Raw genomic sequence first — 13853 nt, 5'->3', positions numbered from 1 at the left:
CTCCTTAAAACACGGGCTGATAAGGCCCGAGCTCGACCTGCACGGACTTGATGCGCGTGTAGGCATTGAGCGTCACGATGCCGTTTTCGCGCCCCACGCCCGATTGCTTGTAGCCGCCCACGGGCATTTCCGCGGGCGATTCGCCCCATGTGTTGATCCAGCAGATACCCGCTTGCAACCGATGAATCACGCGATGCGCACGCGATATGTTCTCCGTGACCACGCCCGCCGCAAGTCCGTATTCGGTATCGTTTGCGCGCGCGATGACTTCGTCTTCGTCGTCGAAGGCAAGAATGCTCATCACCGGTCCGAAGATTTCCTCGCGCACGATACGCATGTCGTCGCGGCAATCGGCAAACACGGTCGGTGCGACATACTGGCCGCGCGCGAATGCACCATCGCTCATGCGCGCGCCGCCGGCGATGAGTCGCGCGCCTTCGCGCTTGCCGCTTTCGATAAAGCCGAGCACTTTATGCAGTTGCGCCGCGCTTGCAAGCGGGCCGAAGTTGGTGAGCGGATCATCCGGCGCGCCAATGCGAATGCGCTTTACGCGCTCCAGCACCAGCGCTTCGAAGCGTTCGATCACGCCGCGCTCGACGAACACGCGCGTTCCGTTCGTGCATACCTGTCCCGAGCTAAAGAAGTTCGCGCTCATGGCAATGTCGGCGGCGCGTTCGAGATTGGCGTCGTGAAATACGATGAGCGGCGACTTGCCACCCAGTTCCATCGTCACTTCCTTGAGCGTCGAGCCGCCCGCATGCGCCATGACCTTCTTGCCGGTTTGCACCCCGCCCGTGAACGATATCTTCTCGATACCCGCATGTTCCGCGAGCATGGCGCCCACGCGGCCATCGCCTTGAACCACGTTGAAGACTCCGGCGGGCACGCCCGCTTCGGTATAAATCTCCGCGAGCTTCAGCGCGGTGAGTGGCGTGATCTCGCTTGGCTTGAAGATCATCGCGTTGCCGGCCGCGAGCGCGGGCGCAGACTTCCAGCAAGCTATCTGTATCGGATAATTCCATGCGCCGATGCCCGCGCACACGCCAAGCGGCTCGCGTCGCGTATAGACGAACGACGATTCGCGCAGCGGTATCTGCGTGCCTTCGATGGCCGTCGCGAGTCCCGCGTAATACTCGATCACATCCGCGCCGGTGACGATATCCACGGCGCGCGTCTCCGCAATCGGCTTGCCGGTGTCGCGCGTTTCGAGCGCGGCGAGTTCGTCGTTGCGCGCGCGTAGCAGGTCGACGGTGCGTCGCAAGATGCGGGAGCGCTGCATCGCGGTCATGGCGGCCCATTCGCGTTGCCCTTCGTGTGCTGCGCGCACGGCGCGATCGACATCCGCTTGCGACGCCTGCTGGACGTGCGCGATGGATTCACCGGTGGCGGGATCGAGCGTGACGAAGGTTTCGCCGCTCGTGGCATCGACGTATGCGCCGCCGATGTAAAGGCGTTGCTCTTCCATGTCGTGCTCCTTTGAGGATGGAGGGTTTTAGCCGCGCGCTTCGAGCACCAGGTCGATGTAGTCGTAAGCGAGGCGCAACGCCGACTTCGTATCGAACGGTTCGCCTGCAAGCGCGCCGCGCAGCCAGAGACCGTCGATAAGCGCGGCAAGACCGCTGGCCGCACGGCGCGCGGCAGGCTTCGTCAAGGCGCGCGAGAAGTCCGCGCATAGATTCGAATAGAGTCGCCGCGTGTTGACACGCTGCAAACGCCGCAACTCGGGCTTGTGCATGCTCTCGGACCAGAACGCGAGCCATGTCTTCATGGCGGGGCCGTTCACCTGTTCGACATCGAAATTCGCGGCGACCACTGCGCGCAACTTCGCACGCGGCTCGGCTTTCGCGGCCTTGCGGCGACGCGACGTGGCCTGCCAGAGATTGCGCAGCACATGACGCATGGTGGCTTCGAGCAGCCCGTCCTTGTCGCCGAAATAGTGACTGACGATTCCCGTCGATGTGCTCGCGCGCTGCGCCACCGAGGCGAGCGTCGCACCGCCGAGGCCCGCTTCGTCGATGGTCTGCAAGGTCGCGTCGATGAGTTGCGCGCGACGAAACTCGCGCATTCCGAGTTTGGGCATGGTCGCTTTGGCTGTCAGTTCGATTCGATGTTAGGCGGTTTTATATTGAACGGTCAATCAATAAAAACCGCCGAAGAGCGTCATGTCGGTTTGAGTCAAACCCGCGTCGCATTGGAGATCGGTCGTGCGCGACTAGCGGCGCTACGCTCGACGAACGGGCGCGATGAACCGTGACGGTGCATCGCGCGAGCCGTCCACGAGACATGGAGACGATCAATGAGCAGCAATCGCGGCGTCGTATATCTGGGGCAGGGCAAGGTGGAAGTGCAGTCCATCGACTATCCGAAGATGGTCGATCCACGCGGGCGCGACATCGGCCACGGCGTCATTCTTCGCGTAGTCAGTACCAATATCTGCGGCTCGGATCAGCATATGGTGCGCGGCCGCACGACGGCGGAAGTCGGCCTCGTGCTCGGGCACGAGATCACGGGCGAAGTGATCGAAATCGGCCGCGATGTGGAGACGCTTGCCATTGGCGATCTCGTTTCGGTGCCGTTCAACGTGGCATGCGGGCGCTGCCCGACCTGCAAGGCGCAACATACGGGCGTATGTTTGAACGTGAACCCGTCGCGTGCTGGCGGCGCGTATGGTTATGTCGATATGGGCGGCTGGATAGGCGGCCAGGCGGAATACGTGATGGTTCCGTATGCCGATTTCAATCTGCTGAAGTTTCCGGACAAGGCACAGGCCATGTCGAAGATACGCGACCTCACGTGTCTCTCCGACATCTTGCCGACGGGTTATCACGGCGCGGTGATGGCGGGCGTGAAGCCGGGTGCGACGGTTTATATCGCGGGCGCGGGACCGGTTGGAATGGCGGCGGCGGCATCGGCGCGCATCTTGGGCGCGGCGTGCACCATCGTCGGCGACATGAACGAAGAGCGCTTGGCGCACGCGCGCAAGATGGGTTTCGAGACCATCGATCTCTCGAAGGACGCGACGCTCGGCGAGCAGATCGAGCAGATTCTCGGTAAGCCGGAAGTGGATTGCGCGGTCGATTGCGTGGGCTTCGAGGCACACGGTCACGGCAGCGGCAGCGGCGAGGAAGCACCGGCCACCGTGCTCAATTCGCTGATGGAGATCACGAAGGCAGCGGGCGCGATCGGCATTCCCGGCCTCTATGTCACCGATGACCCCGGCGCCGCCGATGCCGCCGCGCGCAAGGGCAGTCTCAGCATTCGCTTCGGCCTTGGCTGGGCGAAGTCGCATTCGTTCCACACGGGACAGACGCCCGTGATGAAGTACAACCGCAATCTGATGCAGGCCATCTTGTGGGATCGTTTGCCGATTGCGGATATCGTCAACGTGTCCGTGATTTCGCTCGATGAAGCGCCCGAAGGCTACAGAAAGTTCGATGGCGGCGCGCCGAGGAAGTTCGTGCTCGATCCGCACGGATTGTTGAAAGCGGCGTAATCGGCCTGGAATGAAGAGAGCCGTTGGCTGTTGCAAGCCAACGGCTCTTTTTGTTCGAACCGGTATCAGGCAACCAGCGCCGAAGGTGCAACCGCCGCGAGTGAAGGCGCTTGCTTGCGGCGTTCGCGCGTGGGCGCGGTTCCGAAGGCATCGCGATAACTCTTCGAGAAGTGGCACGCCGACTGGAAGCCGCAAGCCATGGTGATATGCATGATCGACATATCGGTTTGCAGCAGCAGTTCGCGCGCGCGCCGCAGACGCAGCGTGAGATAGTAGTGCGTCGGCGTCATGCCGAGATGCTCGCGAAAGAGCCGCTGCAATTGCCGTTGCGACATGCCGGCAAGACGCGCCAGTTCCTCGCGCGACAGCGGCTCCTCGATGTTGTTCTCCATGAGCGAGATCACTTCGAAGAGCGACTTGTTGGCCGATCCGAGTCGTGCCACGAGCGGCATGCGCTGCTGCGCGCTCGTATCGCGTACATGTTCGACGATGAATTGCTCGGCGATCTGCGTCACGCGCGCCGTACCCACGCGGGATGCGATGAGATTGAGCATCATGTCGAGCGGCGCGACGCCGCCGGTACACGTGACGCGATCGCGGTCGATCACGAACAGTTCCTTCAGGAAGCGCGTGTCGGGAAACTCTTCCTTGAGCGCCGACATGTTCTCCCAGTGGATGGCGCACGCATAGCCCGCGAGTAAGCCCGCACGAGCCAGTGCATAAGTGCCGGTGCAGAGGCTGCCGAGCACGCTGCCCATGCGGGCGAAGCGGCGCAGCGCGGCGAGATGTGCGGGCGTGGTCGCGCGCTGCACATCGATGCCGCCGACCACGAACACGATATCGGGTTGTCCCACGCATTCCACCGGACCTGTGTCGACGGACAAGCCGTTGCTCGCGGTGACGGGACCGCCATCGGGACTCACGATCGACCAGCGATACAACGGCTGCCCCGTCAGATAGTTCGCCATGCGCAGGACTTCGATCGCGTTGGTGAAAGCGATCATGGTGAAGTTGGGAAGCGGCATGAAAGCGAAGTGCGACAGCGACGCCGTGCGATCGGGGGACATGTGAGGAATGATTCCTTCGAATCTATTGTTTGACGCCGTCAGATGCGGCGCTTTGCCACTTTTTGCATTTTGGTTTCGTTTGCAACTACCATGCCATCAGGCTAAACCCTGAGCCTCACGAGGCATCGTGCATCCTTCATATAGACGCGATTTCCTCGCCGACCCTCCACGAGCAAGGGCGCGCACCTTCGAAGCGCACGGGCGTTCCGCGACAGTGCAGCGGCGCACCGAATAAATCGCTACACCGAAATCCATCGCGCCACTTGTCGAAAAAAGACGCGCATGTCGGAAAAGGCCAAGAACACGTCTAAATTCGTAAATTGACCGGCAGGACGAAAGTCAAGAATAGATGCAACGATTACGGCCGCGACGGCAAACGGAAAAGCATCCGAAGAGCCACCCGCACCGCCGTCGAACGACCGTCACACTTGACCCACGGACCTGCCAATGTCGAACTCGAATCCCTTCTTCGAAGCCCCGCTTGCATCCAGCGACGCTTCGGTGCGCGGCGCGATCCTGAAAGAATTGGAGCGCCAGCAATCGCAAATCGAACTGATCGCGTCGGAAAACATCGTGTCGCGCGCCGTACTGGAAGCGCAAGGCTCGGTGCTCACGAACAAGTACGCGGAAGGGTATCCGGGCAAGCGCTATTACGGCGGCTGTGAATTCGTGGATGAAGTCGAGGCGCTCGCCATCGATCGCATCAAGCAGCTCTTCAACGCGAAGTTCGCCAACGTGCAGCCGCATTCGGGCGCGCAGGCCAACGGCGCCGTGATGCTTGCGCTCGCCAAACCCGGCGACACCATTCTCGGCATGTCGCTCGATGCGGGCGGTCACCTCACGCATGGCGCGAAGCCCGCGCTTTCGGGCAAGTGGTTCAACGCGGTGCAATACGGTGTGAACCGCGACACCATGCTGATCGATTACGAGCAGATCGAGGAACTCGCGAAGCAACACAAGCCGTCATTGCTGATCGCGGGATTCTCAGCGTATCCGCGCAAGCTGGACTTCGCGCGTCTGCGCAAGATCGCCGATAGCGTCGATGCGAAGCTCATGGTCGATATGGCGCATATCGCGGGCATCATCGCGGCGGGGCGTCACGATAACCCCGTGGATCATGCGCACGTGGTCACGTCCACCACGCACAAGACCTTACGCGGTCCGCGCGGCGGTTTCATCCTCACGAACGACGAAGACATCGCCAAGAAGATCAACTCGGCCGTGTTCCCCGGCCTGCAAGGCGGCCCGCTGATGCATGTGATAGCAGGCAAGGCGGTGGCCTTCGGCGAAGCGCTGCGGCCGGACTTCAAGACGTATATCGACAACGTGCTCGCAAATGCGCAAGCGCTCGGCGAAGTGCTCAAGGAAGGCGGCGTCGATCTCGTCACCGGCGGCACGGACAACCATCTGCTGCTCGTCGATTTGCGCCCGAAAGGCCTCAAGGGCAATCAGGTCGAGCATGCGCTGGAACGCGCGGGCATCACCTGCAACAAGAACGGCATTCCCTTCGATACCGAAAAGCCGACCGTCACCTCGGGCATTCGCTTAGGCACGCCGGCAGGCACGACGCGCGGCTTCGGCGTCAACGAGTTCCGCGAAACCGGCCGCCTGATTCTCGAAGTCTTCGAATCGCTGCGCGAGCATCCGGAAGGCAATCCGCAAACCGAACAACGCGTGCGCCGCGAGATCTTCGCGCTGTGCGAACGCTTCCCCATCTACTAAGCACACGGAGTTATCAACGATGAGCACTCTGCACGACAACAGCATCATCATCGACGGCCTGAACATCTCCAAGTTCGAGCGCTCCGTGTTCGAGGACATGCGCAAAGGTAACGTCACCGCGGTGAACTGCACGGTTTCGGTCTGGGAAGACTTCCAGAAGACGATCGACAACATCGCCGAGATGAAGCAACAGATTCGCGAGTACAGCGAGATTCTCACGCTCGTGCGCACGACCGACGACATTCTGCGCGCGAAGAAGGAAAACAAGACAGGCATCATCTTCGGCTTCCAGAACTCGTATGCGTTCGAGGACAACCTCGGCTATATCGAAGTTTTCAAGGAGCTCGGCGTGAACGTGGTGCAACTCTGCTACAACACGCAGAACCTGGTCGGCACGGGCTGCTATGAACCGGACGGCGGACTCTCGGGTTATGGCAAGGAAGTGATCCACGAGATGAATCGCGTCGGCATCATGGTCGATCTTTCCCACGTGGGCGCGAAGACTTCTTCCGATGCCATCGCCTGCTCGAAGAAGCCTGTCACGTACTCGCACTGCTGTCCCTCGGGACTCAAGGACCATCCGCGCAACAAGACCGACGATCAGCTGAGAGAGATCGCGGACGCCAACGGCTTCGTCGGCGTGACCATGTTCTCGCCGTTCCTGAAGAAAGGCCCGGACGCGACCGTCGACGATTATCTCGAAGCCATCGACTACGTGATCAACGTGATCGGCGAAGACAAGGTGGGCATCGGCACGGACTTCACGCAAGGCTACAGCACCGAGTTCTTCGACTGGATCACGCACGACAAGGGCCGTTATCGCCGTCTGACGAACTTCGGCAAGGTCGTGAATCCGGAAGGCATTCGCACGATCGGCGAGTTCCCGAACCTCACGGCCGCGATGGAAAAAGCGGGCTGGGGCGAGACGCGTATCAAGAAGGTGATGGGCGAGAACTGGATGCGCTTCTTCGGCGAAGTCTGGAACGTCTGACTCCAACAAGAACAGGGAACCCGCGATGCAACCGCAACTGCCTATCGACGTCGATCAAGAAACGGGCGTCTGGACTACCGACGCGCTGCCCATGCTGTATGTGCCGCGCCACTTCTTCACCAACAACCACGTGGCCGTGGAAGAAGCGCTCGGCCGCGAAGCTTACGCCGCGATTCTCTACAAGGCGGGCTACAAGTCCGCTTATCACTGGTGCGACAAGGAGGCGGACAAGCACGGCATAGCGGGCATGGCGGTGTTCGAGCATTACTTGAAGCGCCTGTCGCAACGCGGCTGGGGTCTCTTCGATATCGTCGAATCCGACCCGCAGAGCGCCATGGCGCGTGTGCATCTGCGTCACTCGTCCTTCGTGCTCGCGCAACCGGGCAAGCACGGCAAGCTCTGCTACATGTTCGCCGGATGGTTCGCCGGCGCGCTGGACTGGGTCAACGACACCGCACCCGACAGCACGAAGAAGGGGCCGCGTTCGCACTCGGTGGAAACGCAATGCGCCGCGGAAGGCTGCGAGCATTGTGTGTTCGAAGTGTCGCCGCTCGCATCGAAATAAAGGCTTCAAAGCAAAACCTTTCCGAGGTCGCCCGCAATGCGTTACCCGAACCTTTTCAAGCCACTCACGCTGAACAAGCTGACCTTGCGTAACCGTATCGTCAGTACCGCGCATGCCGAGGTCTATGCCGAGCCAGGCGGTCTGCCCGGCGACCGGTATATCCGCTATTACGAAGAGAAGGCGAAGGGCGGCGTGGCGCTAGCCGTTTGCGGAGGTTCGAGCCCGGTGTCGATCGACAGCCCGCAAGGCTGGTGGAAGTCGGTGAACCTGTCGACCGACAAGGTCATCGACCCGCTCTCGCGGCTGGCTGAAGCGATGCATCGGCATGGCGCGAAGATCATGATCCAGGCAACGCACATGGGCCGGCGTTCGGCGTGGCACGGAGAGAGCTGGCCGCATCTGATGTCGCCTTCGGGCGTGCGGGAGCCGGTGCATCGCGGCAACGCGAAGATCATCGAAGTGGAAGAGATCAAGCGCATCATTCAGGATTTCGCGGCGGCCGCGAAGCGCGTGAAGGATGCGGGCATGGATGGCGTCGAGATCTCGGCGGCGCATCAGCACCTGATCGATCAGTTCTGGAGTCCGCGCACCAACTTTCGCACGGACGAATGGGGCGGTTCGCTCGAAAACCGTCTGCGCTTCGGTAAGGAAGTGCTGCAGGCCGTGCGCGAAGCCGTGGGCGCCGACTTCGCAATTGGCTTGCGCATGTGCGGCGACGAATTCCATGAAGACGGTCTCGATCACGAACAATTGAAAGAGATCGCTCAAGCGATGGCTGAAACGGGCCTCATCGATTACATCGGCGTGATCGGTTCGGGCGCGGATACGCATAACACGCTCGCCAACTGCATGCCGCCGATGGCGCTGCCACCCGAGCCTTTCGTGCATCTCGCGGCGGGCATCAAGTCGGTCGTGAAGCTGCCGATCATGCATGCGCAAAGCATTCGCGATGCGGGTCAGGCGGAACGTCTGCTCGCCAACGGCATGGTCGATCTGGTCGGCATGACGCGTGCGCAGATTGCGGACCCGCATATGGTGATCAAGATTCGCGATGGCCGCGAGGACGAGATCAAGCAGTGCGTCGGCGCGAACTACTGCATCGACCGGCAGTACAACGGACTCGATGTGTTGTGCGTGCAGAACGCGGCGACATCGCGTGAAGCGACCATGCCGCATGTCATCGAAAAGACGCGCGGGCCGAAGCGCAAAGTCGTGGTGGTCGGCGCAGGGCCCGCGGGACTCGAAGCGGCGCGCGTGGCGAAGTCGCGCGGTCACGATGTCGTGCTGTTCGAGAAGAACGATTACGTCGGCGGCCAGATCATGCTTGCCGCGAAGGCGCCGCAGCGCGAGCAGATGGCGGGCATCGTGCGCTGGTTCGACATGGAAACGAAGCGGCTCGGCGTGGATCGTCGTCTCGGTGTCGCCGCCGACGACAAGGCCATCATGGCCGAGAAGCCGGACATCGTCGTGCTCGCGACGGGCGGCTCGTCGTTCACGGATCAAGTGCCTTCATGGGGCGTCGAACGAGGTCTCGCGGTGAGCGCCTGGGACATTCTCTCGGGCAAGGTCGAGCCGGGCAAGAACGTGCTCGTTTATGACGGCGTGAGCACGCATGCGGGCGCGGGCGTCGCGGACTTCATCTCGAGCCGTGGCGGCAATGTCGAGATCGTGACGCCGGACGTGAAGGTCGCCGATGACGTCGGCGGCACCACGTTCCCCATCTTTTATAGAAGGCTCTACGCGCAAGGCGTGATCCATACGCCGAACTACTGGCTCGACAAGGTGTACGAGGAAGACGGGAAGAAGATTGCCGTGATCCGCAACGAGTACACGGAAGAACAGGAAGAGCGCGCGGTGGATCAGGTCGTGATCGAGAACGGCAGCACGCCCAACGATTCCCTGTACTGGAAGCTGAAGCCCGAATCGCTCAATCGCGGGCAGGTGGATGTGCACAAGCTCTTTGCATCGGAAGCGCAGCCGTGTCTTTCGGAAGAGCTTGGAAACGGGCGTTTTCTCTTGTTCCGCGTCGGCGACTGCATCTCCATGCACAACATCCACGGCGCGATCTACGACGCGCTGCGTCTTTGCAAAGACTTCTGACGAGGGCTTTAGACGATGAACCCCGTGTTTGTCATCACCGTCTTGCTGTGGGTATCGGTGGCGGGTCTCGCCTTCGCCGTGATGAAGCGCGCGGCCTATTGGCGAGAAGGACGCGCCACGACTGCCGGTGCTTATGGCTGGGCTAACCTGCTGACCATCCCGAAGCGTTACTTCGTGGATTTGCATCATGTGGTGGCGCGTGATCCGTATATCGCGAAGACGCACGTTGCAACCGCTGGCGGCGCCATTCTCGCGATGGCGCTCGTATTCCTCAACTACGGCCTCGCCATCTATTCGCCGTGGCTCGACGAGCTGATCTTCCTCGCGGCTATCGTCATGCTGGTGGGCGCGGTGTTCGTGTACCGTCGCAGACACGGCGCGAAGGAAGTGCCCGCGCGTTTGTCACGCGGACCGTGGGACAGCCTGCCATTGCTGCTCGGTTCTTTCGCGCTTGGTCTTGCATTGTTCATGCTGTTGCCGGCTTCGTGGATGTCGGGTGCACTCGCGATCATCGTTGCATTGCTGATCGCGGCGGGCGCATACACGATGACCTTCGGCGCGGCGCAAGGCGGCCCGATGAAGCATGCGATGGCGGGCTTGCTGCATCTCGCGTTTCATCCGCGTCAGGAGCGCTTTGCAGCGAAGAACGAGCATGATTTCGTGCCGCCCACCGCGCTCAAAGTGCCCGTACTCGATGCGCAGGAATATGGCGTGAGCAAGCCCATCGAGTTTCGCTGGAACCAGTTGCTGAGTTTCGATGCCTGCGTGCAATGCGGCAAATGCGAAGCGGCGTGCCCCGCGTTCGCATCGGGACAACCGCTCAATCCGAAGAAGCTGATTCAGGATCTCGTCGTCGGCATGGTCGGCGGTTCGGATGCGCTCTACGCCGGCAGCCCGACGCCCGGCATTCCGGTCGGCAGGCATTCGGGCGCACCGGGCAAGCCGCTCATCTCCACGATGATCGAAGCCGATACCATCTGGTCCTGCACCACGTGCCGCGCCTGCGTGCAAGAATGCCCGATGCTGATCGAACACGTCGATGCCATCGTCGATATGCGCCGCAATCAGACGCTCGTGGAAGGCAACGTCCCGGGGAAAGGTCCGATCACGCTTGCGAATCTGCGTGAAACGGGCAGCGCGAACGGGTTTGACATCGGCGCGCGTTACGACTGGTCGGTGGATCTGCAAGTGCAGGTCGCGCAGCCGGGTCGTCCTGTCGATGTCTTGTTGATCGCGGGCGAAGGCGCGTTCGACATGCGTTATCAACGCACGCTGCGTGCGTTGGCGAAGGTGCTGAACAAGGCAGGCGTGGATTACGCGGTGCTCGGCGGCATTGAAACGGACACCGGCGATACGGCGCGTCGTCTCGGCGACGAAGCCACCTTTCAAGCATGCGCGAAGAAGCTCATAGGCACACTTTCGCAGTATTCGTTCCGGCGCATCGTGACGGCGGACCCGCACGTGCTGCATAGCTTGCGCAACGAGTATCGCGCGCTTGGCGGCTTCTATGAAGTGCAGCATCACACGGCGTTGATGGCAGAACTCGTCGCGAACGGCAAGCTCTCACCGAAGGCCGCGACCGTGCTCGCCGACAAGAAGATCACGTATCACGATCCGTGCTATCTCGGCCGCTATAACGGCGAGACCGAAGCGCCGCGCAAGCTGCTGAAGTCCATCGGCGTCAAGGTGGTGGAAATGGAGCGTAACGGCATGCGCGGACGGTGCTGCGGCGGTGGCGGCGGCGCGCCACTGACCGACATTCCCGGCAAGCAGCGCATTCCCGATATCCGCATTGCCGATGCCCGCACGATAGGCGCGGAAGTGGTCGCCGTGGGTTGCCCGAATTGCACCGCGATGCTCGAAGGCGTGGTCGGCGCGCGTCCCGAAGTGCTCGACGTGGCGGAGCTGGTCGCCGCGGCGCTGGAGTAACACGATGAACGACAACATCAAACGAATCGATCCGCGCAGGCCGTTTATCGTCACGAGCGCGGGGCTCAAGCGCATCACGCTCGGCGAGATCGGCAGCGGCGCGCTGCTTGACTTCGTCGCAACACACCATGATGCAGCGAAGCCGCGCCGCACGTCGAAAGCGTCGCGTCGCGCGGTGCTGGTGGCGGCGCATACGGATCGCGGCGCGCTCGACGATCACGGCCGTCAGGCACTGGCCGCCGCCGCGTTGCTCGCGGACGATGAAACGGAAGTCGTGTTGATCGCGTTCGGCGCGTTCAGTGACGATGCGGCGTCGCTCGGCGCGGATCGTTATATCGAGCTGCCCGGCTTCGATCGCCGCCATTTCGCACCGGATGAAGAACTGCGCGCGCTCGCTGCCTGCGTCGCGGCCTTCACGCCCGTGCATGTCTTCATGCCCGACAACGCAACCGGCGACGGCGATCTCGGCCGGCGTTACGCGGCGCGCGCCGGTGCGAGTATCGCCACACACGTGGTGGAACTCGACCTTCAGCACGTCGCTGCGTATGCACATGCTGGCCGCGCGGTGGCATTGCGTGCGCTACCCGATCTGATCTTGCTCGCACCGAATGCGGTCGATGCCAAGCTGCCTTACGTCGGCGCAGGCGCGCGCGTGAATAGCGAAGACGTCGTGCCCGCGACGATGCCGAGCGCGTATGTCGATCTTGGCATCGAGGAAATGGACGCGGCCCAAGTCGCGCTCGAAGAAGCGGACTTCATCATCTCGGCGGGCAACGGCGTGACGGACGTGCCCGCCTTCGAAGCGTTGGCAAGCACCTTGGGCGCGGCTATCGGCGCGAGCCGGGTGGCTGTCGACGACGGCAAGTTCTCGCGCGACAAGCAGATCGGCGCCACGGGCAAGACGGTGGAAGCTAGCGTGTATATCGCGTTCGGCATCTCGGGCGCGGTGCAGCACCTGCAAGGCATCAAGGATTGCCGGCATGTCATCGCGGTCAATCTCGATGCGAGCGCGCCCATTGCCAAGCGTGCGAATTTGACCATCGTCGCGGATACGCAAGAGACCATCAAGGCGCTGACGGACGCGGCGTCGGCCGCGCGTGCATCGCGGACCAATGGCAGCCCGATCCTGCAGACGGCGACGCTTGCCGAAGGAGCGTACGCATGAAAATAGCCGTTCTCGTTTCTACTGGCCGGCATCCTATCAGCGGCACGGCGCGTTATAGCCGCAACGACGCGGCCGCGCTCGCCCTCGGTATCGACATTGCAAAGGAACACGGCGCGCAACTCGATGTGCTGCATGCAGGCGACCCCGCCAATCCTGCGCTTGCCGAATATCTCGCACTGGGCGCACCGCGCGTCGAAGTGCTCAACACACCGGGCGATGCCTGCGCGGCACTCGCGCAACGTCTCGCGGGTTATCGACTCGTCTTGACCGGCACGCGTGCCGAAGGCGCGTTCGATAGCGGCACGTTGCCGTATCGGCTTGCCGATGCGTTGAACGTCGCGCTAGTCGGCTCGGCTGTCGATATCGACGTGACGAACGAAGGCGTCGAAGTGCGCCAGTTCATGCCCAAGGGCTTGCGTCGTCGTGTGCGCGTGCAGTTGCCCGCGCTCATCGCCGTGCATCCGCTCGCCAACGCGACACCGCGCTACGCGTATGCGCGTATGCGCGAAGGACGCGTCGCACCGGTTGCAGCGGCCGCGCCTGTCGATTCGGAAGCGAGCGCATGGAGCGTCGGCCCCGTGAGCGCGAAGCCCAAGCGCCTCGCCGCGCCCGAAAAGCGCACCGGCCATGCCCGCATGCTTTCCGCGACCACGACCGAAAGCCGTGGCGGAAGCGTCGTAATTGAAGGGAGTTCCGTCGAAAAAGCACAAGTGATCCTGGCGTATTTGCGCGAGCATCAACTGGTGGATTATTAAGTTCAAAGCGCAGCAAGCCCGCATTTCAGGGGTGTTGGCGGGGCACCAGACGTGACGCACAACGGA

11 protein-coding genes are annotated in these 13853 nt (G+C 62.1%); 8 read left to right on the top strand and 3 right to left on the bottom strand.

The genetic code is table 11. The features are described 5' to 3' along the window. Positions 1-4: 4 nt before the first annotated feature. Positions 5-1465: a betaine-aldehyde dehydrogenase gene (gene betB, locus ACYQ47_RS06090; protein ID WP_459904753.1), complete on the bottom strand. Its 1461-nt coding sequence runs from the start codon at positions 1463-1465 to the stop codon at positions 5-7. A gap of 27 nt (positions 1466-1492) precedes the next feature. Next, positions 1493-2080, bottom strand: coding sequence for a transcriptional regulator BetI (gene betI, locus ACYQ47_RS06085; RefSeq protein WP_459904752.1), 588 nt, complete (start codon positions 2078-2080; stop codon positions 1493-1495). A 216-nt stretch (positions 2081-2296) separates the two neighbouring features. Between betI and fdhA the strand changes: the two genes are divergently transcribed. Then, positions 2297-3493, top strand: a complete 1197-nt coding sequence (gene fdhA, locus ACYQ47_RS06080) for a formaldehyde dehydrogenase, glutathione-independent (protein WP_244829036.1) — start codon at positions 2297-2299, stop codon at positions 3491-3493. Positions 3494-3558: 65 nt separating this feature from the next. Here the strand turns inward: fdhA and ACYQ47_RS06075 are convergent, their stop codons facing one another. Then, positions 3559-4560, bottom strand: a complete 1002-nt coding sequence (locus ACYQ47_RS06075) for a GlxA family transcriptional regulator (RefSeq protein ID WP_244829037.1) — start codon at positions 4558-4560, stop codon at positions 3559-3561. A gap of 447 nt (positions 4561-5007) precedes the next feature. On the opposite strand from ACYQ47_RS06075, the gene ACYQ47_RS06070 reads away from it, so the two are divergent. From ACYQ47_RS06070 to ACYQ47_RS06040, 7 genes are read left to right on the top strand one after another with little or no spacing between them, the layout of a single operon-like run. Continuing rightward, entirely contained in the window at positions 5008-6282 is a 1275-nt protein-coding gene (locus ACYQ47_RS06070; RefSeq protein ID WP_459904751.1) for a serine hydroxymethyltransferase, read from the top strand. Positions 6283-6301: 19 nt separating this feature from the next. Next, the gene (locus ACYQ47_RS06065; RefSeq protein WP_244829039.1) at positions 6302-7273 is read left to right on the top strand and encodes a dipeptidase; all 972 of its coding nucleotides are present in this window, start codon (positions 6302-6304) and stop codon (positions 7271-7273) included. A 25-nt stretch (positions 7274-7298) separates the two neighbouring features. Then, the gene (locus ACYQ47_RS06060; RefSeq protein ID WP_250509779.1) at positions 7299-7838 is read left to right on the top strand and encodes a DUF5943 domain-containing protein; all 540 of its coding nucleotides are present in this window, start codon (positions 7299-7301) and stop codon (positions 7836-7838) included. A gap of 36 nt (positions 7839-7874) precedes the next feature. Then, the gene (locus ACYQ47_RS06055; protein WP_459904750.1) at positions 7875-9938 is read left to right on the top strand and encodes an oxidoreductase; all 2064 of its coding nucleotides are present in this window, start codon (positions 7875-7877) and stop codon (positions 9936-9938) included. Positions 9939-9953: 15 nt separating this feature from the next. Next, positions 9954-11867: a (Fe-S)-binding protein gene (locus tag ACYQ47_RS06050; RefSeq protein ID WP_459904749.1), complete on the top strand. Its 1914-nt coding sequence runs from the start codon at positions 9954-9956 to the stop codon at positions 11865-11867. 4 nt (positions 11868-11871) lie between these two features. Continuing rightward, complete coding sequence (locus tag ACYQ47_RS06045; RefSeq protein ID WP_459904748.1) at positions 11872-13032, top strand: electron transfer flavoprotein subunit alpha/FixB family protein; 1161 nt, start codon at positions 11872-11874, stop codon at positions 13030-13032. Further along, entirely contained in the window at positions 13029-13787 is a 759-nt protein-coding gene (locus tag ACYQ47_RS06040; protein WP_459904746.1) for an adenine nucleotide alpha hydrolase family protein, read from the top strand. Before ACYQ47_RS06045 ends, ACYQ47_RS06040 begins: the two co-directional genes overlap by 4 nt. Positions 13788-13853 lie beyond the last annotated feature (66 nt).

It is taken from the genome of Caballeronia sp. HLA56, from assembly GCF_054655155.1.
This window is presented reverse-complemented; position numbering and strand designations above follow the sequence as displayed.